Origin of the sequence: Mesorhizobium sp. M0802 (assembly GCF_040320115.1) — a bacterium.
Taxonomy (GTDB): Bacteria; Pseudomonadota; Alphaproteobacteria; order Rhizobiales; family Rhizobiaceae; genus Mesorhizobium.
Genome location: NZ_JAMYOY010000011.1, coordinates 111,238 through 132,868, shown reverse-complemented (window position 1 = coordinate 132,868; position 21,631 = coordinate 111,238). Strand labels below are relative to the sequence as shown.

Genomic DNA, 21,631 nt, shown 5'->3' with positions numbered 1-21,631 from the left:
TTGGTTGCGGCGGGCTCGGGAGATGAGCCAAAAGGAGAGGATGATGAATTTCCATATCAACACCGCTGCGGCTCTCGCCGTCGTCGCTTCGACCGTTCTGGCTTTCACCGGCCAGTCTCATGCAACCGCGTTCGCCGCTTGGCAAGTGGCTGGCGTGCCGTTCGGCGACACGCTCAACGTTCGCAAATATCCGTCCGGCACCTCGCAGAAGCAGGCCGCCTATCCCAACGGGACGATCCTGCAGATGACCGGCAAGTGCACCGGCGGCTTGAATCTTCTGGAGATCGCCGGCCAGCCGCACTGGAAACAGAAACAGGCAATTCGCTATCAATGGTGTCAAGTTTGGCACGACCCGGCGCAAAATGGTGCTTTTGTTAGTGGCTGGATCTATGGAAAATACCTCACGCCGTATTGAATCCGGTCAGACCAAATATCTTCTTCGGCGGGTTTCGCCAACGCTTTGCAACTTGCGGTTTGGTACGAATCCGACAATCAGCTGCCCAAACCTTGAAGCATAGACCAAGCATCGCTGCCCACTTTATGAGTCCCTGCTGATTTAGCGATGGCGTGACCTTACGTCATGCTAGTCCTGGTCCGACCAGAAAATATCGCGAAGTTACAGAGTGCACGAAAGATTGAAGCTGAAGAGCGACTATTCGATGAATATCGTTGAATATAGCGCAAGATGCGAATTGACTTACTTTGTCTGTGGGCTCATTAAGATGCCCGGACGCGAATCCATGAAGCTCTTCCCGCGTGAAATTCGCGCCATGCCCGATCTTCCAAAAAGGGCGCAAACAGAAACATCCTTCGTTGGGGCCTAAACCATGGATATCGTCGAAACACCTTCCAGAAATAGCGATGCGCTGATCGAGCTGACCGCCGATGTGGTGGCAGCCTATGTCAGCAACAATCCCGTGCCGGTCGGCGAACTGCCGAACCTTATCGCTGATGTCCATGCCGCTCTCGGGCGCGTGGGCGGAGCAGGCGAACAGCCTCCGGCCGACAAGCAGAAGCCTGCGGTAAACCCGAAGCGCTCTGTTCATGACGATTACATCGTCTGCCTTGAAGATGGCAAGAAGTTCAAGTCGCTGAAGCGCCACCTGATGACCCATTACGGTCTGACGCCCGATGAATACCGCGAGAAGTGGAATCTCGACGCCAGCTATCCGATGGTTGCCCCCAACTATGCCGCTGCCCGTTCGCAGCTGGCCAAGAAGATGGGCCTCGGCCGCAAGCGCAAGGGGCGGTAACACCGCTCCAATGGACAAGATCAACGGCGCCCCTTACGGCGCCGTTTTTGTTTCTAGAACAATTCCAGGAAAACTGCCGAGCGCTTTCTCTTGGGAATTGCGTCGAAAGAAGAGAAGATAGAGCAATCAAGCAGTCTGCTTGAGAGCCATCTCGGCGTCGCGCTTGACGCGCTTGACCATCGAGCGCAGGCCATTGGCCCGCTGCGGCGACAGATGTTCGTCGAGGCCAAGCGACCTCAGCGTCGCCTCTGCGTCCGTTTCAAGGATCTGGCTGGCAGTCCGTCCCGAAAACAGCGCCAGCATGATGGCGACCAAACCGCGTACGATATGAGCGTCTGAATCGCCTGTGAAGGTGATGACCGGATCGGCGCCCGGCGCTCGGTTCGTGGTCAGCCAGACCTGGCTGACGCAGCCCGGCACCTTGTTGGCGGCGTTGCGTTCGGCGTCGGGAAATGGCGGCAGCGCTTCGCCGAGCTCGATGACATAGCGATAGCGGTCTTCCCACTCGTCGAGCAGGGAGAAGTCGTCGCGGATCGTCTGGATCGTCGTGGCCATTGCTCGGGATATAGTCATCCGCGGCTGCGGCGTCACGGAAAAAGAAGAAAAGCACAGCAGGCATCGAGAGGTCCGACCGGCCTGCGGTGTCGCTGTAGATACAGCTGAAACGGTGTTTAGTTCTTCGCCACCAGCTTGGCAGGTATGTTGACTGTCGCCGGCAGCACGATGTCCTTGGCGACGCTGCCGGTGGCCAGCGATGTATCGGGCGAGGTCTCGGCGCTCTTGTCGTCCAGCATGGCGGCGGCGATCTTGGCGGTTTCCTTGGCCCGGGCGCTGATCGTATGCATCGCCGACTTGCCGGTTTCGCAGACGTCCGGCTTACGCTCGCAAATGCCGGCGATGTCGCCGACCGCTTCGCGCGCCGCAAAAAGCGCCTGGAACGGCCCGACGCTCTCGCGGCCATCCTCGTCGGGGCCGACGGTCAGCGGCAGCGCCAGCAACACCAGCGAAAACCAGAACGCCATTCTTATCAAAAAGCCCATCGATCTGCCCTCTCGTCCAATGACCGGATCATGCGTCCATGCGCAATGACCTCTTTATATCAGCGACAATGGCACATGAGGCGCAAAGGACGGCTTTCTTGCTCAGTGAAAATTTTCCTCAAATTTTAGGCAAATTCGAAGCGAGGCGTTTTGCAGTGCATTAGCCTCAAATGCCGACAATTTTCTTAACCTTGCAGTAACCATCTAAGCGATTGTTGCGCATGGATATCTTCAGAAGAGCAGGCATGCCGGCTCAGGGTTTCGCAGCCACGGGCACGCCCTTTGCACATAACGCTCCGTTTACTATGGCTGCAAATGGCGGTGCATTCCGGTGCCGGCGCTCCAATTTTTGCCGCAGCGCGCTCGTTGTTCCGGTCAGCCTTATTCATTCCTTAAACGCTGGATGCGAGTTTCAAACAAGCAAAAGCGACCTGCAAAGCAGGGGCAGTCACGACCGGGTGCGAGTGCGTTGAGTTTGACAACTGCCAGATATATTGAACTGCCTGGCGCGCTGGCGGCCGGTTGCGAACGCATGGTCCATCCGGCCATCATCGGCCAGGGCGATCGCCTGCGCCAGCGCCGGTTCATCGGCATCATGCTTGCCGCTCCGTTCTTCGCCGCCGGTGCGGCGGTGACACTGGTCACCTCGGGCATGGGCGCCGCCGTCACCGTCGCAACCATTTTCGCCGCCTTCGGTCTTTGCTGGTTCGCCGCCTTGCTGGTGGCGGCGTCGGGCAAGATGACGCTGGCAGCCCAGGTTGCCCTTGCCGCCGGCGGTCTTGCCCTTGCCGGCGCCGTCGCGGCAGCAGGCGGCCTGGCGTCGCCGGTTGCGCTGCTGGCCCTGGCACTGCCATTCGAGGCCTGGTGGATCGGCGGTTCAAAGCGCGCGGCACTTTGGGGCGGCCTCTCAACCTTGGCCGCAATGCTGCTGCAGCCCTTTGTCGGCTCTGTCGTCCCGCTCGGAGGGGCGCAAGTCGCGGCGTGGCACTGGCTGCTGCCGCTCGCCTGGGGCCTGACGCTGGTTCCCCGGCTCGCGGCCCTCGGCGATGCCGCACGCGCGCAGCCCGCGCTCCTTCCAAACGACCGCCTTGAAGACATGATCGACGCCGTTGTCCTGCATGTCGCCCGGCATGGCGAGGTCCTGGATGCCTCGGCCAAGGCGCGCACCATCCTGAAGCTGCCGCCGGAACTGCTTTTCGGCGCCGGGCTGTTCGACCGCATCCACCTGTCCGATCGCGTCGCTTATCTCAGCGCGCTTGCCGACATGCGCGATGGCGCCCTGGCGCGCCGGCTCGATCTTCGGGTAAGGCTGCCGCAGGACGGCAGCGCCTCGACGGCCGACAATTACCGGCCATTTCAGCTCGAACTGATGCGCGCCGAAGAGCAGCAGGAGACCTTCACTCTGCTGCTGCGCGAGAACGACGAAACTGCCGAATTGCGCGACGAGCTTGCTGCCGCCAATGAGGCCGCAGCGTCGGCCGAGGTGGCAAAGGGCCGCTTCCTGGCGGTCGTCAGCCATGAGCTTCGGACGCCGCTCAACGCCATCATCGGTTTTTCCGACATGCTGCTGCATGAGATGTTCGGCGGCTTCAAGGACCCGCGCCAGAAGGAGTATGTCAGCCTGGTGAAGGAGTCGGGCCAGCATCTGCTTGCCGTCGTCACCTCCATCCTTGATGTCTCGAGGATCGAGGCCGGCGCCTACGCGACCGAGCCCGAACCGTTCCGATTCATCGAAGCGGTCGAGATGTGCCAGTCGATGATGCAGCTGCAGGCGAATGCCAAGAACATCGGTCTCCAGGCGCAGATTGCGCCGGACGCCGGGGAGATCAATGCCGACCGTCGTGCCGTGCAGCAGATCCTGATCAACCTCGTCTCCAATGCGGTCAAGTTCACGCCCGATGGCGGCAATGTCGTCGTCGGCGCCAAGCGGATCGGCTCGCGGCTGCATTTCTGGGTCGGGGACACCGGCATCGGCATCGCCGAGGAAGATTTTGTCAATCTCGGCAAGCCGTTCATGCAGATCCAGAACGACTATACGCGCCGCTTCGAGGGCACCGGGCTCGGCCTGTCGCTGGTCAAGGGCCTGGTGGCGCTGCACGACGGCACGATGTCGATCGAAAGCATGCCGGGCGAGGGGACGACGGTCACGATCAGCCTGCCGGTGAACGGGCCGAAGAGGAGCGCGACCGACAGGAACGGCGTGCTGCCGATGCCTGCGACCAGGACGAAAGGCGACGCGAAAGGGGACAGGAATGGCTCGCTCCGCAAAACAGCCTAAGGCGGTCAAGCGCCGCAGCGGCGCGTTCGAGGCCGGCGCGATTGCGCTCGGCGGCGCGATCTCGCGCAATCCGGTCCTGGTCGGCGGGTCGACCGCCTTCCTGGTGACGCTGTTCTACGTTTCCGCCAACGCGCTGTGGTACCAGCCGTTTCCGCATGCCGGCGCCTTCTTCGCCACCCGCAGCATCGAGGGTTTTCCGCACCCCGGCGCGGACGAACCCGAAACCACCATCAACATCCTGCGGCCCGGCCCGGCACCGGTCAAAAGCGACCCGACCGTCGAGCAGGTCCAGGGCATCCTGAAGGATCTCGATTTCTACACGGGAACGGTCGACGGCATTTCCGGGCCGAATACCCAAAAGGCGATCCAGGCCTACCAGCAGAAAGTTGGCCTGCCGGCCTCCGGCGAGATCGACGCCGTGCTGCTCGACCAGCTCGGCGCCAAGCAGACCACAGCTGGCATCCCGCATCCGCTGCCGCGGCCCGTGGATATGGCCGCCGCTCGAGTTGCCGCGCCCGAGGCCGCGCCTGCGCCCATCCCGGTTTCCGCGCCGGTATCCGCCCAAGCGCCCGATGCCCGCATCGTCAAGATCCAGGCCGGCCTGAAGGCATTCGGCAATGACGACATGCAACTCGACGGCGTCGTCGGCGCCCGCACCAAGGCGGCGATCAAGGAATTCCAGTCGCTGTTCGGCCTGCCGGAAACGGGCGAGCCCGACGAGGTCGTCTACGTCAAGATGCGCGAGATCGGCCTGACCAATTGAGTGGTCAAGACGACCGCTCGCGGATAGCCGAAAATCCGGCTAAGACGCCGCGCATGTCCTCCGGAGCCTCGTCATGCGCGTAACCACCGAGTTTTGGGTGTCGGCCCTGCTGCGCCGTGTCTTCGGCGCCGGCGGCTTTGCGGCCGTCGTCAAGCGCGGCGCGACCGAGGCCGGCGCTGTCTTCGTGCTCTCCCGCGGCAGGCTGGGCGACGTCTCCCTGTTCGGCCCGGCGCCGCAGACGAGCTACGATTCGGACAAACCGGATGATCGCTTTTTCACGCTGCTCGGCGCCGGCGACGATGCCGCCGCGCTTGACGCCAGGCTTGAGCGGGAGAAAAAATTCGATCCCGACATCTGGGTGGTCGAGATCGAGGTCGGAACGGTTTCCGTCGAGGAGCTTCTCTCCGTCAAGACGCCTTGAGGCTGGCCCCTAAGCTGGCTTTGTCGACGTCCGGCGCTTGGTCGCCATTCGCGGCGACAGGGGTGTTGCCGCGCACCGCTCGCGACAATGTTTCGGCCTTCCAGCCGCGCACCTTGTCGAGCGCCGCCTCGTGGTGCAGCAGCCGGTAGCGGTCGAGGAAGATGCGGATCGCCTGCGGGTGCGGAAACTCCCGGGGGTAAACCGCGACCACGATCAGGAATGCCCTGTCCTCACTGAGGTCGAGCGCCCGCAGCGCGGCGAGCAACGAGACATAGCTCGAATGGTCGGTCAGCGACCGCGCCGTGGAGAAGTCGATGTCGAGCGCGTCGGCAAGCGCGGTCTGAAAGAAGGCGGCGTTGCCGGTCAGCGCCGTCTCGCGCAGCTTGCTGTAAGTTGCTGAGCCGACGAAGGGATTGACCGATGTCGCCTCGCCCTCGGCGAGCATCATCGAGCGCAGGCGGCGCCTGGCGGTTTCGGCGGCGCTGCCGGGCAGTTTTGGTGCGCTGGGAGCGGCAGCAGTGGCTTCGGCACCGTTGCCCGCCACGTCGGCGATCGGCTCGGGCTGCCGCACGCGCACCAGGGTCGGCTTTTCCAGCGCCTTGATCAACTGCGCGATGGTCGGGTTCAAATCCTTGCGGCGGGCAATGGCGCGCGCATGCGGCAGGCCGTGGCGGCCGATCAACGCGATCAGGTCGATGTCGCCCAGCGCCCGCGAACGGACCAGCAAGGGGGCGCAGACATCGACCGGCTCCTCGCAAAGCCGCCGCACCAGGGCGGCCGGCGCATATTCGCATTCGGACAGGGCGGCGGCGACATAGCGGCGCGATTCGACCGGCACACTGTCGAACAGCGGCAGCGTCAGATCCTCGAGCTGGGCGATCTCGCGGCGCGATGGGCGGGTCAGCGAGCAGAACGCCGACACGGCGGCGCGAAACAGCCTTTCGGCTTTTCCCGATTCCGTCCGTATGGCGATTTGCCTGAAATCCGAAGCTGACACGGAAGATACGCCCGATACTCGACACAACCCGGACCATGCTCAACCGCAACTGTGTCGGTTTCGCGCACGGCCTGGAACAAAGATCAAATTAGCCGCGATCCGTTAGCGCTCCGTTAACCCTCTGCCGGCCTTAATCACATTTGGAGGCGTTGCATTGTGCTCCGGGGCAACCGAGAGGAATACGCGAACCATGGGCATGGTACTGTCTTTCGTGCCGCGATCGGCACCAGTCAATCGAGCAGTTCAGGACACCGGTACGCCGGCGGCGGTGATCATTTTTCCCGGCGTCCGCTACGAGCATCCGCCATTGGCGGGCCAGGCGCGACCGGCGGACAAGCCGGGCACACCACGGACGCCTGTTTCGCACCACTGAGTTTGCTGGTCGTCGGGCTGAGGTCAGTAGTCCTGCAGTTCGCAGGAGCTCTGGTCCAGGAACTGCGACACTACCGGCTTCCAGCTGTCGTCAGGCACGAAGGCGCGGATGACGAAGATGCCTTCCTCGATCGGCGCCTCGACGAAGATCGCCCCTTGCAGGTCTTCGGGAAGCTCCCTGCGCACGTCGATCATCTGTGCCGGCGTCAGCACCACGGTGTCCAGCTTGTTGCCGGTCGCCGTGCGGTCGTTGAATGAATAGAAATTGTGGCCGTTGCGGTCATAGACCGACACCGACCAGAACGGCACGCTGCCCGGCGCCTTGATCCGCACCATGCCTTCGGCAAGGTCGAAGCGGCAGGCGGCGGCGTAAAACAGCGGATCTACCGACTTCACCACCGGCCCGCCGCCCGCCTCGGCGTCCAGCCTGGTCATCTTGTAGAGGTCGGACGCCATCGCCAGCCGTGACCAGGCGTCGCGCTCGGTAAATTCCGGCACCAGCAAAAGCACCACGATGTGGACGATGCCGGCGCCGACCAGGCCGAGCAGGATGGCGTGCAGCAACCTACGCATTGCAGCCAGCCTTGACGATCCGGGGCAGCGACACGTCGGAAAGGCCGGTGCTTGAGGCAATCGGCGTGTCGTAGAAGGTGAGCACGAAATACATCCGGCCAAAACCTTCGATCAGAAGCCAATTGCCGGGGGCCGGACGGTTGCCGACGGCAATGATCACCGAATTGTCGGGCTGACGCAGCACCTGGTAGGATTGCAGCGCCGCCAACCTTGGCTTGCCGGTGTCGACCACGCCGAGCGATTGATCCGCGGCATAGAGCGTCCAGAACCGGGCGGTGGGGAAACTGCCCTCGATCCTGTAGTCGCATTGCCGCTGAAGCTCATCGCCGGCCGCATCGCGCTCGGCGATGAAGGACAAGCCCTCGGCCTTGCCGAGCGCCAGCACGCCTTCACGCGCCACGCGCGCCTTGGAATAGGGGTCGGCATCTTGCGTGCCGATCTCGGGAAAGGCGGTCCATTCGCCGATGCTGATCGCGCCGACGCCGCTCTGCGCCTGCAGCGCATACCAGACGCTGCCGCCGCCGAGGCCGATGGCTATGGCAAGCGAAAGCAGCGTGAAAAAGGCGGTCTTGAGCATGAAGAACCGGGACGAGTGAATTATCGTTCGGGGATATAGCGGGGCAGGCCGCAGAGCAAGCAGCGCTGTGGAATCAAAGCGCCGACAGGGTCTCCGGTGTCTGCGGCGAGCCGAGCACGGGCGCGGCCTGGAACACCTTGGTCATCTCGCGCAGCGTCTGTGTCGTGCGGCTGGACAGCACCGCCGGGCGCTCGGCCGCGGCATCCGCTGCTGCCTGATCGGCATTTTTCTTCTCCGCTTCCTCGGCCTTGGCCGCGATCTCTTCGTCGACGAAGGGTTTGTCTAGGCCGGGGATCGGCTTCAGGTCGATATTCTGGTGCGCATAGACCATCAGCCGCTGCCACACCATCGCCGGCAGCGTGCCGCCGGTCATGTTGCGGGTCGGGGTGAAGTCGTCATTGCCGAGCCAGACGGCAGCCGTGTAATTGCCGGTGAAGCCGACGAACCAGGCGTCGCGGTAGGATTGCGTCGTCCCCGTCTTGCCAGCGACGACGATGTTGGGCAGCTGCGCGCGCCGCGCGGTGCCGATCGCCGGCACCGCAGCCAGCATGGTGTTCATGTATTTCAAAGCCTGTTCCGACAGAACCCGATGCGGCGCCGGCGCATCCTTGGCAAAGTCGTAGACGACATCGCCGGTGCGGGTGACGAGCTGGGTGATGCCGTGCCGCGAGCCGGCGAAGCCGTTCTGCGCGAACACGCTGTAGCCCGTCGCCTGGTCCATGACCGTCATGCCCGATGTCCCGAGCACCATGGTCTTGTGCGACTCCAGCGGCGATTCCACACCGAATGATTCGGCCATCGCCTTGATCGGACCGATGCCGAGATAGTCCTTGGCCAGCCGTACCGGCACGGTGTTGATCGATTTGGCGATCGCCGTGATCAGCGTCACATTGCCGGCCGAGCCGCCATTGTAATTGTGCGGTGACCAGCCGCCCCAGCTGATCGGCCCGCCTGAGACGACGGAGTCCGGGGTGAACCCGTGCTCCATGGCGGTGGCGTAGACGTAAGGTTTGAACGAGGAGCCGGTCTGGCGCAGCGCCTTGGTGGCGCGGTTGAACTGGCTTGCGCCATAGTCGCGGCCGCCGACAATGGCGCGCACCGCGCCATTGGTCTCGATCACTACAACGGCGCCCTCGGTGACGTTGTATTCCTTGCCGAACTGGCGGAGATGGAATTCGACGGATTCCTCCGCCGCTTTCTGGATGTTGGCGTCGAAAGTGGTGTGTGCGACCAGCGAATGCTGGCCGGGCTTGGCGATCTTCTTGACCTCATCGAAGGCCCAGTCGAGGTAATAGTCCGGGCTCTTCTGCTCGCCGCGGTCGACGATCTCGGCTGGATGCAGCCTTGCCTGCAGCACCTGGCCTTCGGTCATGAAACCGGAATCGACGAGGTTCGACAGCACCACATTGGCGCGAGCACGGGCGGCGGGCAGGTTGATGTGCGGGGCGTATTTGGTCGGCGCCTTGAACAGGCCGGCCAGCATCGCCGCCTCGGCGAGGTTCAGATCCTTGACGCTCTTGCCGAAATAGAAATCCGCCGCCGCCTCGATGCCGAACGTGCCGCCGCCCATATAGGCGCGGTCGAGATAGAGCTGCAGGATCTCCTTCTTCGACAGATTGGCCTCCAGCCACAGCGACAGGAAGGCTTCCTTGATCTTGCGCTGGAAGGTACGCTCATTCGACAGGAACAGGTTCTTGGCCAGCTGCTGGGTGATGCTGGAGCCGCCCTGGACGACGGAATTAGCCCGCACATTCTCGAAGATGGCGCGCGACAGGCCGAGCACGTCGATGCCGTAGTGCTCGAAGAAGCGTCGGTCCTCGGTCGCCAGCACCGCTTTGATGACATGGTCCGGCATCTCGTCGACAGGCACGGAATCCCGCTGGATGATGCCGCGCTGGCCAATCTCATTGCCGTAGCGGTCAAGGAAGGTGACGGCGAAATCGCCCTGACTGCGCCAGTCGCCGGTGGTGATCTGGAAGGCCGGCATCGCGAGTGCGAGCAGCACGACGACGCCGCCGGCGCCCATCGTAAAACCTTCGCTCAGCACCTCGATGATGCCGCGTCGCCAGCCGGTGACTCGGAAGCGCCGCGAAAAAATGGTCGCCGATTCCCAGAACTGGCCGGCCTTGAAGCCGATTTCGTAGAGCGAGGAATCGATCCAGGCGTCCACCGCCAGCAGTGCGGCGGCGATCGGACCTCTTCGTCTTGGACGTCGTTCTAAAGGACTGGCCATTCCCGAAACTCACCCAACCCACCTGAGAACCGCAAGCGGGCAATTTCAGGGCGGGCATACCCGGCGAAGACTATTCTTCCATTTCAGCCCGGCTCACAAGGGCAGCCAGGCCACACCGCACGGTTTGTTGAGCGCCGCCCGGATCGTGACGCTGGAGGTCGACGCCGTCGATGCCGACGCCAGTGGCTTCGAGCCAGTCTGGCACAAGGGCCGGCGCGTCGGCTTCGTCGCCTCGCCGGCTATGGCTACACAATAGGCAAAAGCGTCGCGCTGACGTTGCTGGGCGACGAATTCGCCGGGGAGGGGACCGCGCTTTGGGTGCACATTGTCGGCGTCGAGCGGCCGGCGCGAATTATTCCGGCCTCGCCATACGACCCCGAGGGCAGGCGATGCGGCATGAGGAGTTTTGGCCATGGTCGATGACATCATAAGGGAGACCAGGCGCGAGCGCCGGCGCGGGCACACCGGTGAGGCCGGCAGCGGGTCAAGCCGCCACCCGAACTATCGCTCGCTCAAAAACCCGTTCCTGCCCCAGCCGGTGTTTTCGGACGACCAGGTCGCGGCCATCCACGGCACGGCGTTGCGCGTGCTGGAAGAGCTCGGCATCAAGGTGCTGCTGCCGGAGGCACGGGCGATCTACGCCAAAGCCGGTGCGCTGGTCGACGAGGACAGCCAGATGGTGCGGATCGGCCGCGATATTGTCACTGCGGCAATCGCCTCGGCGCCAAAATCCATCCGGGCGCTGGCGGGCGACCGTAGCCGCGATCTCATGCTGGAGCTCGGCTCGATGACGTTCCTCGCCGGAGCCGGGGCGCCCAACGTCACCGATCTCGAACGCGGACGGCGTCCGGGCACGCTCGCCGCTTTCGAAGAACTGACCAAGCTTGTTCAGAATTTCGACGTGCTGCATATGCTCGGCCCCTGGATCGAGCCTCAGGATGTCGACAACCGTTTGCGCCACTATGCCGTCAACCGTGCGCAGCTGACCCTGTCGGACAAGTTCCCCTTCGTCTTCGCGCGCGGCACGCCGCAGGTCGAGGATGGGTTCGAGATGATCAGGCTGGCGCGCGGGCTCTCGCAGGACGAGTTCCTGGCCGGCGTCCATTGCTACACCGTGATCAACACCAATTCGCCGCGCCAGCTCGATATCCCGATGGCGAAGGGGATCATCGACTTCGCCAAGGCCGGCCAGGTGTCCATCATCACGCCCTTCTGCCTGGCCGGCGCCATGGCGCCGATCACCGTCGCCGGCGCATTGACGCTGCAGCATGCCGAGGCGCTGGCTGGTCTCGCGCTGGCGCAGATGGTGCGGCCGGGCGCACCGGTGGTTTACGGATCCTTCTCCTCCAATGTGGACATGAAGTCCGGCGCACCGGCCTTCGGCACGCCCGAGCACGTCAAGGCAACGCTGGGCGCCGGCCAGCTGGCGCGCTTCACCGGCCTGCCTTGGCGGTCCGGCGGCGGCAGTGCGGCCAACATTTCCGATGTGCAGGCGGCGCACGAGACGCAGTTCGCGCTGTGGGGCTCGGTGCTTGCCGGCGCCACCGTCTGCATCCATGCCGCGGGCTGGCTGGAGGGTGGCCTCAGCGTCTCCTACGAGAAGCTGATCACCGATATCGAGGCATTGCAGACGGTTGCCGAACTCTGCGCTACGACCCCCGGCGACGAGGATTCGATCGGCTTCGAGGCGATCGCTGAAGTCCAGCCGGGCGGGCATTTCTTCTCCGCCGGCCACACCATGACGCGCTACCGCACCGCCTTCTACGAGCCGCTGGTCGCCGACTGGTCGAATTTCGGCAGCTGGACGCAGTCCGGTTCGAAGTCGGCCACCGAGCGAGCCACCGGCATCTGGAAGCGGACGCTGGCCGACTTCCAGCCGCCGGCGTCGGCCGTTGCCACATCCGATGTGCTCGACGAGTTCATTGCCCGCCGCACCGAAGAGGGCGGAGCGTTGCCGGTGTCGTGAGGTTGGCAGCCGTCACGTCGGCCGCTTGTCGCCGGTCTTCGACGGCTCGCGGCGAATCGGCCCGGCATCGGCCTGCCTGTGCTTGTCGGCGGCAATCCGGCGGATGCGATCGAAGCGGCTCTCCTCCGCCGGCTTGGTCGCGGATACAGCGTTTGGCTTCGGGGCAAATGTGATCATCTGTCGATCTCCCTGTCGTTGATGACTGGTCTTGACTGACTGACGGAAATTCCTGGCTCGCCGGGGAAATGTCCCCGGCAGCCTGTTCTGATTTATGCCCGCCCAGATTCCCAGCGGGCAATTTTCGGGCGATGGTCAGTAGCCGCCCATGCCGCCACCGCCGCCCGCAGGCGCCGCATCCTTGGCCGGGATGTCGGTGATCATCGCTTCGGCGGTGATCAGAAGCGCTGCAATCGAGCCGGCATCCTGCAACGCGGTGCGCACCACTTTCGCCGGGTCGACGATGCCGGCCTTGATCATGTCGACATAGACCTCGTTCTGGGCATCAAAGCCCTGATTCTGGTCCTTGCTGTCGGACAGCTTGCCGACGACGATCGAGCCTTCGACGCCGGAATTCTCGGCGATCTGGCGGATCGGCGCTTCCAGCGCCCTGAGCACGATCGAAATGCCGGCGGTCACATCGTCATTGGCGCCGGTCAGGCCGGCCAGAGCCGATCTTGCGCGCAGAAGCGCCACGCCACCGCCGGGCACGATGCCTTCTTCCACCGCCGCGCGCGTCGCATTCAGCGCGTCGTCGATGCGGTCCTTCTTTTCCTTCACTTCAGACTCGGTGACGCCGCCGACGCGGATGACGGCAACGCCGCCGGCGAGCTTGGCCAGCCGCTCCTGCAGCTTCTCCTTATCGTAATCGGACGTGGTCTCCTCGATCTGGCCCTTGATCTGCGCGATGCGCGCCTGGATGGTCGCCTTGGTGCCGGCGCCGTCGATGATCGTGGTGGTGTCCTTCTCGATCAGTACGCGCTTGGCGCGGCCAAGCATCTCGATGGTGACGTTTTCGAGCTTGATGCCGAGATCCTCGGAAATCATCTGGCCCGATGTCAGCACGGCGATGTCTTCCAGCATCGCCTTGCGGCGATCGCCGAAGCCCGGCGCCTTGACGGCCGCGACCTTGAGGCCGCCGCGCAGCTTGTTGACGACCAGCGTCGCCAGTGCTTCGCCTTCGACGTCTTCCGAGATGATCAGCAACGGCCTGCCGCTCTGCACCACTGCTTCGAGGATCGGCAGCATCGCCTGCAGATTGCCGAGCTTCTTCTCGTGGATGAGCACGTAAGGCTCTTCCAGTTCGACGCGCATCTTGTCGGCATTGGTGACGAAATAGGGTGAGAGATAGCCGCGGTCGAACTGCATGCCTTCGACGACATCGAGTTCGGTGTCGGCGGTCTTGGCCTCCTCGACGGTGATGACGCCGTCATTGCCGACCTTGTCCATCGCCTTGGCGATCATGGCGCCGACGCTGGCATCGCCATTGGCGGCGATGGTGCCGACCTGCGCGATCTCGGCCGACGACTTGACCTTCTTGGCCTTCGCCTTGATGTCCTTGACCACGGCGGCGACAGCCTGGTCGATGCCACGCTTGAGGTCCATCGGGTTCATGCCCGCGGCAACCAGCTTGGCGCCTTCGCGCAGGATCGATGCGGCCAGCACCGTGGCGGTGGTGGTGCCGTCACCGGCGAGGTCGTTGGTCTTCGAAGCCACTTCGCGCACCATCTGCGCGCCCATGTTCTCGAACTTGTCAGCAAGCTCGATTTCCTTGGCCACCGTCACACCGTCCTTGGTGATGCGCGGCGCGCCATAGGCCTTGTCGATGATGACGTTGCGGCCCTTGGGGCCGAGCGTGACCTTCACCGCATTGGTGAGGATCTCGACGCCGCGCAGCATGCGGTCGCGCGCGTCGGTGGCGAATTTGATTTCCTTGGCAGACATTTTTTTCAATCCCGTTGGTGTGGTGAAGCAAGCGGCTCGCCGGAGCCTGGCAAAGCCAGGCCGGTCAGGCGGCCTTCTTGGCTTTGACGCTCTTCTCGGTGACGACCGTCCCGCTCTTGCCGATAGCGGCCGTCTCGCTCTTGTCGATGACGCCCATAATGTCGGCTTCCTTCATGATCAGCAGGTCCTCGCCGTCGATCTTGACCTCGGTGCCCGACCATTTGCCGAACAGGATGAAGTCGCCGGCCTTGACGTCGAGCGGAACAAGCGCGCCGTTTTCGTCGCGTGCGCCCGGCCCAACGGCGATGACTTCGCCTTCCTGCGGCTTTTCCTTGGCATTGTCGGGAATGATGATGCCGCCCTTGGATTTGACATCGCCTTCGGCGCGCCGGATGACGACGCGGTCGTGGAGTGGCCGAAACTTCATGAGAACTTCTTTCTGGGGCCGGCATAGGCGACCGCGCCGTTCTTATAGGCGTATTGGCACTCGATAGATAGGAGTGCCAAAAATTATTCGTGGCCAAAATTAAATATTAAAAAGTATTATGATGTCTGCCGGATTCGAAACGTCGCGAGGCGCCTAGATATTTCGAAAAATTGAATTTCGAGGCCAAAGCGACTATTTATATCGTAAGTTCGATTTCACCATTTCAGGCACGAGGAGATTTAGGCGATGGCCGAAGGCAATCAGAGCATCATGGAAAAAGCTGAAGCCCGCTTCATGGACAAGCAGAAGAAGACGGCCGAGCGCAACAAGGCAACCTCCGACTACATGTCCGAAGCGAGGGCCAGGGAGATCAAGACGGCAAGGCTCAGGGAATTGCGCCTGGCCAAGGAAGAGGCCGACCGCGTCGCGGAAGCCTTGAACCCGACACCGAAGAAGAAGCGGGCTACCGTCAAGAAAGCCGCCGCCGCGCCGAAGGGGGGCACGTCATGAGCCTGACATTCCCCAATCCAAGCCGCTTCTATGACGAGGCCGGCAAGCGCATCCGCTTTGTCGGCCATGACGGCATGTTCCAGATTTCCTTCTCTGTCGCCGCCGATGCCCTCTCGAAGGCGCCATCAGGGACGGCGACCGCGGAAGCCACCTATCTGGCGGCCTTCGATACCGCGTCCAGCTCCATCCATGACATTGCCAGCAAGGCCTACGCCCGCACCCGCAAGAGCATTTATGTGCTCACAGCCGCAGATTTCGGCTAGCGCGCGTTCGTCTTGCATCAGAGCGGCTGAGATCAGCGTGCGTCAGGACTTGCGGTCGGCTTTTGCCCGCCGCTTGACGTCCCGGCTGTTCAGGCGGTCGGCCATCGCTTCCGCATCGCGCAAATTCATGGCCACCATCACCTGTTGCTTAAGCTCGACAGGCTGGCCGGTGAAGATGTCGAAGATAGTCCAGCTCTCGGGCTCGTACATGCGCAACGCGTAGCGGTTTGTCATATCGGCATCAGGCCCTTGACATGAAAAATGCCGCCGCCAGGATCAGGATTGTCCAGGCCACCACCGACAGCTTCAAGGCCAGGCCGCCATGCATTGAAAGTATCTCGCGCATGCGCAGGGCCACGGTGCTCTTCGACAGGGCGGGTGCTGCCGCAATCGCGACCGGGGGCTTGACGCCAAGCTTTCCAAAAGCCGGCAGCAGCGGTGGCGTTCGCATGAAATGACCTCGAATTGCCGGAGAAAACAGGGCTCCTCATAACACCCTTCTTGAAACTCCCCGCATGCCAAATAGAACCCGGTCCGTGAAAGGGCCATGCCGCCCGATTCGCCGCCTTCCATCAGGCGGATCGTCATCTGGCGAAATCCGTGCAACGCGGTTAGGTTGCGCGCGAAACTGAGGTTGTTCAAAGCGTGACAGGCGAACGGAGACGACGATGACGGCGCCCGGCGATTTGCTGCAAGCCTTGTTCATGAGATTGAAGAGCGATGCCTCGCTGACGGCGCTGCTCGGCGGCGCCGGGTTGCGCGAGCAGGCGGCCGACAGTGCCGCCTTCCCTTATGTGACCTATGGCAGGACCAGCGCATTCGATCTGGACACCGGCGCCGACAATGATGACGACCAGCTCATCACGCTGCATGTCTGGTCGAAGGCGCAAGGCGAGGCCGAGACGCGTCTGATCATGGACAGCATCCGGGCGCGCCTTGACGGCGCCGCTTTCGCCACCGGCTCGCGCGACCAGACCCGCCTGTCCCTGGAGTTCGCCGAGGCCCGCTACGACGAGGACCTGGCGCTCTACCACGGGGTGCTGCGGATACGCGCTCTCACCGAGCAAAGTGATTGAAGCAACCTAGATTTGCGCCTGAATCTCGGCCTTGTCGATGACTGACCACACCTCGCGGATGCGACCCTCTCCGAATTCGTAGAAAACATTCTCAGCGAACGACACGCGCTTGCCGTTCACCGGCAGGCCGAACAGCACGCCCTTGGGATGACAGTCGAAATGCAGGCGCGCCGCCACGCGCGGCGGCTGGCAGACCAGCAGTTCGATGTTGAAGCGGAGGTCGGGAATCGCCTCGAAATCGCCTTCGAGCATACGGCGATAACCCGACAGGCCGAGCATTTCGCCATTGTGCTGCACCTCGTCGCCGACAAAGTCTCCAAGTTTCGCCCAGTCCTGGGCATTCAGGCAAGCGATATAGCCCCGGTAAAGGTCGGCAAGGTCTCTATCCGTCATGGCGCCCTCCGATGATTTGGCGTTTCCCGCGCTATTTAGGGCGGCCTTCAGAATGGTCTCGCCTTGACCTGTTCCCAATCTGGCTGCGAATTGAGAACCTGCGCGCAAAAACCATAGCCGCGCAGCCGGTTTTCCGGTTATGAATCCATTGCCCGGTCTGAGGGACTGGGCGGTAGGATCGCATTCATTCGTTGCGCGCGCAGGGGGTATTGCGGGGATGGATTTTCACCCGTTCACCGTTCATTTCACGTTCAGCACAGTTGCGTTACAACGCCGACCATGAAAACGCTTCGCTCTCATGTCAGAACCGCGATACTGGCGCTCACAGCGGCCGGCCTGTTGGCGTCGCAAGCGACGCCGGCAGCCGCGGCGGATTGCTACGCGATCGGCCAGCAGGTTGCCGAGCAGAATGGCGGCACGCTGGCCAAGGCTTCGCAGACGACGCGTGGCGGCCAGGAGGTCTGCGTCATCGTCGTGCTTGTGCCGGGCAAGGACGGCCAGCGTCCGCGCCGTTCCGAGATCGTCGTCCCGGCGAACTGATCCAATCTTCCCTCTTGCAGGGCTCGTTTCCCAGACCACCGGAATCGGCCTATAGCTGACACATCAACAGGCCTGACCGATCATGCGCGTACTCGTCGTAGAAGATGACAAGGATCTCAACCGGCAGCTGGCCGACGCGCTGGTCGATGCCGGCTATGTCGTCGACCGCTCCTATGACGGCGAGGAGGGGCATTTCCTCGGCGACACGGAGCCCTACGATGCCGTCGTGCTCGACATCGGCCTGCCGCAGATGGACGGCATCAGCGTCGTCGAGCGCTGGCGCCGCAACGGCCGCAAGATGCCGGTGCTGATCCTGACAGCGCGCGACCGCTGGAGCGACAAGGTGTCGGGCATCGATGCCGGCGCCGACGACTATGTCACCAAGCCGTTCCACATCGAGGAGGTGCTGGCCAGGGTGAGGGCGCTGATCCGCCGCGCCGCCGGCCATGCCTCGTCCGAGCTCACTTGCGGGCCGCTGCGCCTCGACACCAAGGCCTCCAAGGCCGATGTCAACGGCGTGCCGCTGAAGCTGACCTCGCATGAGTTCCGCCTGCTGGCCTATCTGATGCACCATATGGGCGAGGTGGTGTCGCGCACCGAGCTGGTCGAGCATCTTTACGACCAGGATTTCGACCGCGATTCCAACACCATCGAGGTCTTTGTCGGCCGGCTGCGCAAGAAGATGGGCATCGACATGATCGAAACCGTGCGCGGCATGGGCTATCGCATGCGTGAGCCGGAGGCGTAAGGCGGAACCGCTCCCCATACCAGCAAGGAAGCCTTTTTCGGCGCGGCTCTGGCCGCGCTCGCTGGCCTTCCGCGTCATCGGCTTTTCCACGATCTGGGCGATCCTCACCCTGATCGTCATCTTCACTCTGATCACCACGCTCTACCGCCAGGCCAGCGAGCGCGGCTTCGACAGCCTGCTGTCGGCGCATCTGTTCAATCTGATCGGCTCGGTCGGCGTTTCCGAATCCGGCCAGCTCACCGGTGCTCCCGACCTTGGCGACCTGCGCTTCTCGGAGCCGAATTCGGGCTGGTACTGGTCGGTGGAGCCGGCTTCCGAAGGTGTGCACGGCAACCTTCATTCGTCCTCGATGACCACGACGATCCCGTCGCCGACCGTCGCCGAGGTGCCGTTCAATTCGAGCTTCCAGCGCAGCTACTCCACCGACGGTATCGGCGACGAGCAGCTCGAAGTGTTCGAGAGCGAATTCGTGCTCGATGCCAAGAACCGCGCCGCGCGCTTCCGCGTGATGGGCAACAAGACCGAGCTCGAACAGGAGATCGCCACCTTCCAGGGCCGATTGCTGACCTATCTCAGCCTGTTCGGCGTCGGCATGATCGCCATCAATGCGATTGCTATCCTGCTCGGCCTCCAGCCCTTGCGCCGGGTTCGCAACGCGCTTGCCCAGGTGCGCGAAGGCACGGCGCAGCGGCTCGATGGCCGGTTTCCCGCCGAGATCGAGCCGCTCGCCAACGAGACCAATGCGCTGATCGAAAACAACAAGCGCATCGTCGAGCGCTCGCGTACGCAGGTCGGCAACCTTGCCCATTCGCTGAAGACGCCGCTCGCCGTGCTGATCAATGAGGGCCGGGCTCTCGGCGGCGCCAAGGGCCAGCTCATCGCCGACCAGGCGGCGTCGATGCAGAAACAGGTCGACCACTACCTGCAGCGGGCACGGGTCGCGGCGCAGCGCGACAGCGTCGTCTACCGCACGCCGGTGACGCCGCTGGTGCAGCGCATGGTGCGCGTGCTGCAAAAACTCAAGCCTGATGTCAGCCTGTCGCTTGTGTTGCCGGCGGCCGACATCGTCTTCGCCGGCGAGCGCGAGGATCTGGAGGAACTGCTCGGCAACCTTCTCGACAATGCGATGAAATGGGCGAAGAGCACTGTTGCCGTATCCGTCACGCCGGCCGCAGCCGGCCTGTTCGAGCTATCGATCGAGGATGACGGTCCCGGCATCCCCGAGGACAAGGCCCGCGATGTCTTGAAACGCGGCCGGCGCCTCGACGAGACAAAGCCGGGAACCGGGCTCGGACTTGCCATCGTTGCCGACCTCGTCAACGAGTATGGCGGGGCGCTGGCGTTGGAACGCTCCACGATGGGCGGGCTGAAGGCGGTTGTGCGCTTGCGGAGCTTGCAATGATGTACTGCCCAGGGCCAATCGACACGGCCGAATGCCTGTGTTATGGCGGCCCCTCGATTGCACAAAGGCCGTTAAAAACGGCCAAATTTCCGACAAATGTCAATAGTATGACGTCCTGACGCCCCCGATGACGCGGCCCCCAGCGCATCCCGTTCAAGAAAACCGGTTGTTGGCATGAAGATTCGCGTTGCGCTCGTTTCCGCACTGCTCGCTCTTTCCGGCTGCGGAACGCTGGGCAAGGGCAGTGGCCCGGATATCTCCATCACCACCCCCCCCGCGTCGCCTCCTTCAGGGGCCAAAGTCGCGACGACGATCATCTCGGCCATGGCCGGCGGGCTCGTCGGCGGATCGATCGGCAGCGGCCTGAACAGCACCGAGAAGCGCAAGGCGCTCGAGGCGGAATACAAGGCGCTCGAATATACGGCGAGCGGCCAGAAGGTGACGTGGAAGAGCGACAGTTCGGCTCATTCCGGCGAAGTCGTCGCGGCCCAGCCCTACCGCGTCGGCTCGCAGGATTGCCGCCAGTACACCCATACGGTGTTTACCGGCACGGCCGGCCAGACCGCGCGGGGCACCGCATGCCGCAACGCCGACGGCAGCTGGACGCCGCTGACCTGAACATTGGGCCGGGGTCGGAATCCCGTCAAAGCGTCGCAGCACCCTCATGTTGTGAGAGCAGGGCTCTCGCTCTATTGGAAGAACCATGCTGTTCTGGGTCATAGCCGCAATCCTCACGCTAGGCGCAAGCCTGACGGTGCTGCTGCCGCTGACCAGTGGCGGCAAGGACGCTCCGACCAGCAGCGACCACGACCTCGAAGTCTATCGCGACCAACTGGCCGAGCTTGAGCGTGACGCCGCGCGCGGGCTGATCCAGCCGGCGGAAGCCGAGGAGGCGCGCGCCGAAATCGCCCGCCGCATCCTTCGCCTGGGAGATGTTGGTCAAGCCAATGTCGGTCAAGCCGATGCGCCTGGCACGCGGCAGCCGTCAAAGGCGGCAAGGCTGGTGGCAACGGCTGCGGTACTGGCGGTCCCTCTGCTCAGCTGGGGCCTTTACAGCCAGCTCGGCTCGCCGGATCTGCCGTCGCAGCCGCTTGCCGAACGGCTGGCCAAGAATCCGGCCGATAGTTCGGTCGACGAGTTGGTGACGCGCGCCGAGGCCCATCTTGCCGCCAACCCTGGCGACGGACGCGGCTGGGACGTGCTCGCCCCGATCTATCTGCGCCTGCAGCGCTTTCCCGATGCCGTGACCGCCTATCGCAATGCCATCCGCCTCGATGGCGACACGGCCGCCCGCGAGGCCGGCCTCGGCGAAGCGATTGCCAATGCGGCCGGCGGCATCGTTTCGGCCGATGCGCAATCCGCTTTCGAACAGGCGCTAAAACTCGACCCGGGAAACGCGAAAGCCTCGTTCTATTTGGCGATGGCGCTGGCCCAGGAAGGCCGCATACCCGAGGCAACCACGGCTTGGCAGAAAATGCTCGATTTCCTGCCGCAGGATTCGCCATGGCGCGGAGCTGTCCAACAGGCACTGGCCGAGGCCGCCAACCGCAGCGTCGCGTCAGGAGAGCCCGCCAAAGGCCCCGATGCCGCAGCCGTCGATGCCTCGTCGATGGCGCCGCAGGACAGGCAGGCCATGATCGAAACCATGGTCGCCGGCCTCGACGAAAAACTGCGGCAAAATCCGCGCGACGCGGAAGGATGGATGCGGCTCATTCGTTCCTATGTTGTGCTGGGCAAGGCTGACCAGGCGCGCGACGCGCTGCATCGCGGTATCGCCGTGTTTGGCGCCGACAGTGAGGAAGCGAAGAAATTCACCGCCTTTGCCGCCTCGCTCGGCCTGACGGCGACGGAGTAGGAC

Annotated in this window: 28 protein-coding genes; 16 read left to right on the top strand and 12 right to left on the bottom strand. The window is 63.4% G+C overall.

The genetic code is table 11. The annotated features are described in order from the left end of the window. Positions 1-40: 40 nt before the first annotated feature. Both NKI10_RS17245 and NKI10_RS17240 read left to right on the top strand, forming a co-directional pair. Positions 41-415 carry an SH3 domain-containing protein gene (locus NKI10_RS17245; protein WP_352861164.1) on the top strand — a complete coding sequence of 125 codons (375 nt, stop codon included), beginning with the start codon at positions 41-43 and terminating at the stop codon, positions 413-415. Positions 416-827: 412 nt separating this feature from the next. Beyond that, positions 828-1,253: a Ros/MucR family transcriptional regulator gene (locus NKI10_RS17240; protein WP_352584849.1), complete on the top strand. Its 426-nt coding sequence runs from the start codon at positions 828-830 to the stop codon at positions 1,251-1,253. A 126-nt stretch (positions 1,254-1,379) separates the two neighbouring features. Here the strand turns inward: NKI10_RS17240 and NKI10_RS17235 are convergent, their stop codons facing one another. Further along, positions 1,380-1,808 carry a SufE family protein gene (locus NKI10_RS17235; protein WP_023692799.1) on the bottom strand — a complete coding sequence of 143 codons (429 nt, stop codon included), beginning with the start codon at positions 1,806-1,808 and terminating at the stop codon, positions 1,380-1,382. Between the two features lie 116 nt (positions 1,809-1,924). After that, positions 1,925-2,293, bottom strand: a complete 369-nt coding sequence (locus NKI10_RS17230) for a DUF5330 domain-containing protein (RefSeq protein WP_023684546.1) — start codon at positions 2,291-2,293, stop codon at positions 1,925-1,927. 532 nt (positions 2,294-2,825) lie between these two features. Between NKI10_RS17230 and NKI10_RS17225 the strand changes: the two genes are divergently transcribed. The 3 genes from NKI10_RS17225 to NKI10_RS17215 all read left to right on the top strand — a co-directional run bounded on the left by NKI10_RS17225 (position 2,826) and on the right by NKI10_RS17215 (position 5,755). Beyond that, positions 2,826-4,571: a sensor histidine kinase gene (locus NKI10_RS17225; RefSeq protein ID WP_352861162.1), complete on the top strand. Its 1,746-nt coding sequence runs from the start codon at positions 2,826-2,828 to the stop codon at positions 4,569-4,571. Then, positions 4,546-5,334 carry a peptidoglycan-binding domain-containing protein gene (locus NKI10_RS17220; protein ID WP_023727647.1) on the top strand — a complete coding sequence of 263 codons (789 nt, stop codon included), beginning with the start codon at positions 4,546-4,548 and terminating at the stop codon, positions 5,332-5,334. Before NKI10_RS17225 ends, NKI10_RS17220 begins: the two co-directional genes overlap by 26 nt. Before the next feature lie 73 nt (positions 5,335-5,407). Continuing rightward, positions 5,408-5,755 carry a DUF1491 family protein gene (locus tag NKI10_RS17215; protein WP_352861071.1) on the top strand — a complete coding sequence of 116 codons (348 nt, stop codon included), beginning with the start codon at positions 5,408-5,410 and terminating at the stop codon, positions 5,753-5,755. Here NKI10_RS17215 and NKI10_RS17210 read toward each other — a convergent pair. The 4 genes from NKI10_RS17210 to NKI10_RS17195 all read right to left on the bottom strand — a co-directional run bounded on the left by NKI10_RS17210 (position 5,742) and on the right by NKI10_RS17195 (position 10,507). Further along, positions 5,742-6,752 carry a hypothetical protein gene (locus NKI10_RS17210; protein ID WP_352861069.1) on the bottom strand — a complete coding sequence of 337 codons (1,011 nt, stop codon included), beginning with the start codon at positions 6,750-6,752 and terminating at the stop codon, positions 5,742-5,744. The two genes, NKI10_RS17215 and NKI10_RS17210, sit on opposite strands and share 14 nt — an antisense overlap. A 396-nt stretch (positions 6,753-7,148) precedes the next feature. Beyond that, positions 7,149-7,697, bottom strand: coding sequence for a DUF1254 domain-containing protein (locus NKI10_RS17205; RefSeq protein WP_023747494.1), 549 nt, complete (start codon positions 7,695-7,697; stop codon positions 7,149-7,151). Beyond that, on the bottom strand, positions 7,690-8,274 hold the full coding sequence (locus tag NKI10_RS17200) for a DUF1214 domain-containing protein (protein WP_023747493.1): 585 nt from the start codon (positions 8,272-8,274) through the stop codon (positions 7,690-7,692). The genes NKI10_RS17205 and NKI10_RS17200 overlap by 8 nt, the downstream gene beginning before the upstream one ends. A 73-nt stretch (positions 8,275-8,347) precedes the next feature. Beyond that, positions 8,348-10,507: a transglycosylase domain-containing protein gene (locus NKI10_RS17195; RefSeq protein WP_023684539.1), complete on the bottom strand. Its 2,160-nt coding sequence runs from the start codon at positions 10,505-10,507 to the stop codon at positions 8,348-8,350. 127 nt (positions 10,508-10,634) lie between these two features. On the opposite strand from NKI10_RS17195, the gene NKI10_RS17190 reads away from it, so the two are divergent. The 3 genes from NKI10_RS17190 to NKI10_RS17180 are packed head-to-tail and all read left to right on the top strand — an operon-like array spanning position 10,635 to position 12,473. Continuing rightward, positions 10,635-10,763, top strand: coding sequence for an aminomethyltransferase family protein (locus NKI10_RS17190; protein ID WP_280800251.1), 129 nt, complete (start codon positions 10,635-10,637; stop codon positions 10,761-10,763). Between the two features lie 20 nt (positions 10,764-10,783). Further along, a complete protein-coding gene (locus NKI10_RS17185; RefSeq protein WP_352861067.1) occupies positions 10,784-10,930 on the top strand; it encodes a hypothetical protein in 147 nt (48 codons plus the stop codon). Next, a complete protein-coding gene (locus NKI10_RS17180; RefSeq protein WP_352861065.1) occupies positions 10,920-12,473 on the top strand; it encodes a trimethylamine methyltransferase family protein in 1,554 nt (517 codons plus the stop codon). Before NKI10_RS17185 ends, NKI10_RS17180 begins: the two co-directional genes overlap by 11 nt. Positions 12,474-12,485: 12 nt before the next feature. On the opposite strand, the gene NKI10_RS17175 is transcribed toward NKI10_RS17180, so the two are convergent. From NKI10_RS17175 to NKI10_RS17165, 3 genes are all read right to left on the bottom strand, one after another. Further along, positions 12,486-12,650, bottom strand: a complete 165-nt coding sequence (locus NKI10_RS17175; protein WP_023687237.1) for a hypothetical protein — start codon at positions 12,648-12,650, stop codon at positions 12,486-12,488. 135 nt (positions 12,651-12,785) lie between these two features. Next, entirely contained in the window at positions 12,786-14,414 is a 1,629-nt protein-coding gene (gene groL / locus NKI10_RS17170; RefSeq protein ID WP_023692807.1) for a chaperonin GroEL, read from the bottom strand. 64 nt (positions 14,415-14,478) lie between these two features. Beyond that, on the bottom strand, positions 14,479-14,841 hold the full coding sequence (locus NKI10_RS17165) for a co-chaperone GroES (protein WP_023698577.1): 363 nt from the start codon (positions 14,839-14,841) through the stop codon (positions 14,479-14,481). Between the two features lie 246 nt (positions 14,842-15,087). Here NKI10_RS17165 and NKI10_RS17160 point away from each other — a divergent pair, with 246 nt between their 5' ends. Both NKI10_RS17160 and NKI10_RS17155 read left to right on the top strand, forming a co-directional pair. After that, positions 15,088-15,351, top strand: coding sequence for a hypothetical protein (locus tag NKI10_RS17160; RefSeq protein WP_023670169.1), 264 nt, complete (start codon positions 15,088-15,090; stop codon positions 15,349-15,351). Continuing rightward, positions 15,348-15,614 carry a DUF1488 family protein gene (locus NKI10_RS17155; protein WP_023670170.1) on the top strand — a complete coding sequence of 89 codons (267 nt, stop codon included), beginning with the start codon at positions 15,348-15,350 and terminating at the stop codon, positions 15,612-15,614. The genes NKI10_RS17160 and NKI10_RS17155 overlap by 4 nt, the downstream gene beginning before the upstream one ends. Before the next feature lie 42 nt (positions 15,615-15,656). Here the strand turns inward: NKI10_RS17155 and NKI10_RS17150 are convergent, their stop codons facing one another. Next, positions 15,657-15,848 (bottom strand): hypothetical protein, encoded by a 192-nt coding sequence (locus NKI10_RS17150; RefSeq protein WP_023692809.1) that lies wholly within the window; start codon positions 15,846-15,848, stop codon positions 15,657-15,659. A gap of 7 nt (positions 15,849-15,855) precedes the next feature. Continuing rightward, entirely contained in the window at positions 15,856-16,065 is a 210-nt protein-coding gene (locus NKI10_RS17145; protein ID WP_023692810.1) for a hypothetical protein, read from the bottom strand. A 217-nt stretch (positions 16,066-16,282) separates the two neighbouring features. On the opposite strand from NKI10_RS17145, the gene NKI10_RS17140 reads away from it, so the two are divergent. Further along, positions 16,283-16,690, top strand: a complete 408-nt coding sequence (locus NKI10_RS17140) for a DUF3168 domain-containing protein (RefSeq protein ID WP_023670173.1) — start codon at positions 16,283-16,285, stop codon at positions 16,688-16,690. Between the two features lie 6 nt (positions 16,691-16,696). On the opposite strand, the gene NKI10_RS17135 is transcribed toward NKI10_RS17140, so the two are convergent. Then, on the bottom strand, positions 16,697-17,083 hold the full coding sequence (locus tag NKI10_RS17135) for an ester cyclase (RefSeq protein ID WP_352861062.1): 387 nt from the start codon (positions 17,081-17,083) through the stop codon (positions 16,697-16,699). Between the two features lie 279 nt (positions 17,084-17,362). On the opposite strand from NKI10_RS17135, the gene NKI10_RS17130 reads away from it, so the two are divergent. From NKI10_RS17130 to ccmI, 5 genes are all read left to right on the top strand, one after another. Beyond that, on the top strand, positions 17,363-17,623 hold the full coding sequence (locus tag NKI10_RS17130; protein WP_023670174.1) for a hypothetical protein: 261 nt from the start codon (positions 17,363-17,365) through the stop codon (positions 17,621-17,623). A gap of 82 nt (positions 17,624-17,705) precedes the next feature. Next, positions 17,706-18,371 carry a response regulator transcription factor gene (locus NKI10_RS17125; protein ID WP_023670175.1) on the top strand — a complete coding sequence of 222 codons (666 nt, stop codon included), beginning with the start codon at positions 17,706-17,708 and terminating at the stop codon, positions 18,369-18,371. After that, entirely contained in the window at positions 18,355-19,773 is a 1,419-nt protein-coding gene (locus tag NKI10_RS17120) for an ATP-binding protein (RefSeq protein WP_023747490.1), read from the top strand. The genes NKI10_RS17125 and NKI10_RS17120 overlap by 17 nt, the downstream gene beginning before the upstream one ends. Positions 19,774-19,947: 174 nt before the next feature. Continuing rightward, the gene (locus NKI10_RS17115) at positions 19,948-20,391 is read left to right on the top strand and encodes an RT0821/Lpp0805 family surface protein (RefSeq protein ID WP_023742652.1); all 444 of its coding nucleotides are present in this window, start codon (positions 19,948-19,950) and stop codon (positions 20,389-20,391) included. An 85-nt stretch (positions 20,392-20,476) separates the two neighbouring features. Then, positions 20,477-21,628, top strand: coding sequence for a c-type cytochrome biogenesis protein CcmI (gene ccmI / locus NKI10_RS17110; protein WP_023742651.1), 1,152 nt, complete (start codon positions 20,477-20,479; stop codon positions 21,626-21,628). Positions 21,629-21,631: the final 3 nt, after the last annotated feature.

Excerpts from the sequence above, each read along its gene's own strand:
- NKI10_RS17245 (WP_352861164.1), top strand. The coding sequence starts at position 41 with ATGATGAATTTCCATATCAACACCGCTGCGGCTCTCGCCGTCGTCGCT.
- NKI10_RS17240 (WP_352584849.1), top strand. The coding sequence starts at position 828 with ATGGATATCGTCGAAACACCTTCCAGAAATAGCGATGCGCTGATCGAG.
- NKI10_RS17235 (WP_023692799.1), bottom strand. The coding sequence starts at position 1,808 with ATGGCCACGACGATCCAGACGATCCGCGACGACTTCTCCCTGCTCGAC.
- NKI10_RS17230 (WP_023684546.1), bottom strand. The coding sequence starts at position 2,293 with ATGGGCTTTTTGATAAGAATGGCGTTCTGGTTTTCGCTGGTGTTGCTG.
- NKI10_RS17225 (WP_352861162.1), top strand. The coding sequence starts at position 2,826 with ATGGTCCATCCGGCCATCATCGGCCAGGGCGATCGCCTGCGCCAGCGC.
- NKI10_RS17220 (WP_023727647.1), top strand. The coding sequence starts at position 4,546 with ATGGCTCGCTCCGCAAAACAGCCTAAGGCGGTCAAGCGCCGCAGCGGC.
- NKI10_RS17215 (WP_352861071.1), top strand. The coding sequence starts at position 5,408 with ATGCGCGTAACCACCGAGTTTTGGGTGTCGGCCCTGCTGCGCCGTGTC.
- NKI10_RS17205 (WP_023747494.1), bottom strand. The coding sequence starts at position 7,697 with ATGCGTAGGTTGCTGCACGCCATCCTGCTCGGCCTGGTCGGCGCCGGC.
- NKI10_RS17200 (WP_023747493.1), bottom strand. The coding sequence starts at position 8,274 with ATGCTCAAGACCGCCTTTTTCACGCTGCTTTCGCTTGCCATAGCCATC.
- NKI10_RS17195 (WP_023684539.1), bottom strand. The coding sequence starts at position 10,507 with ATGGCCAGTCCTTTAGAACGACGTCCAAGACGAAGAGGTCCGATCGCC.
- NKI10_RS17180 (WP_352861065.1), top strand. The coding sequence starts at position 10,920 with ATGGTCGATGACATCATAAGGGAGACCAGGCGCGAGCGCCGGCGCGGG.
- NKI10_RS17175 (WP_023687237.1), bottom strand. The coding sequence starts at position 12,650 with ATGATCACATTTGCCCCGAAGCCAAACGCTGTATCCGCGACCAAGCCG.
- groL (WP_023692807.1), bottom strand. The coding sequence starts at position 14,414 with ATGTCTGCCAAGGAAATCAAATTCGCCACCGACGCGCGCGACCGCATG.
- NKI10_RS17165 (WP_023698577.1), bottom strand. The coding sequence starts at position 14,841 with ATGAAGTTTCGGCCACTCCACGACCGCGTCGTCATCCGGCGCGCCGAA.
- NKI10_RS17160 (WP_023670169.1), top strand. The coding sequence starts at position 15,088 with ATGGCCGAAGGCAATCAGAGCATCATGGAAAAAGCTGAAGCCCGCTTC.
- NKI10_RS17155 (WP_023670170.1), top strand. The coding sequence starts at position 15,348 with ATGAGCCTGACATTCCCCAATCCAAGCCGCTTCTATGACGAGGCCGGC.
- NKI10_RS17150 (WP_023692809.1), bottom strand. The coding sequence starts at position 15,848 with ATGACAAACCGCTACGCGTTGCGCATGTACGAGCCCGAGAGCTGGACT.
- NKI10_RS17145 (WP_023692810.1), bottom strand. The coding sequence starts at position 16,065 with ATGCGAACGCCACCGCTGCTGCCGGCTTTTGGAAAGCTTGGCGTCAAG.
- NKI10_RS17140 (WP_023670173.1), top strand. The coding sequence starts at position 16,283 with ATGACGGCGCCCGGCGATTTGCTGCAAGCCTTGTTCATGAGATTGAAG.
- NKI10_RS17135 (WP_352861062.1), bottom strand. The coding sequence starts at position 17,083 with ATGACGGATAGAGACCTTGCCGACCTTTACCGGGGCTATATCGCTTGC.
- NKI10_RS17130 (WP_023670174.1), top strand. The coding sequence starts at position 17,363 with ATGAAAACGCTTCGCTCTCATGTCAGAACCGCGATACTGGCGCTCACA.
- NKI10_RS17125 (WP_023670175.1), top strand. The coding sequence starts at position 17,706 with ATGCGCGTACTCGTCGTAGAAGATGACAAGGATCTCAACCGGCAGCTG.
- NKI10_RS17115 (WP_023742652.1), top strand. The coding sequence starts at position 19,948 with ATGAAGATTCGCGTTGCGCTCGTTTCCGCACTGCTCGCTCTTTCCGGC.
- ccmI (WP_023742651.1), top strand. The coding sequence starts at position 20,477 with ATGCTGTTCTGGGTCATAGCCGCAATCCTCACGCTAGGCGCAAGCCTG.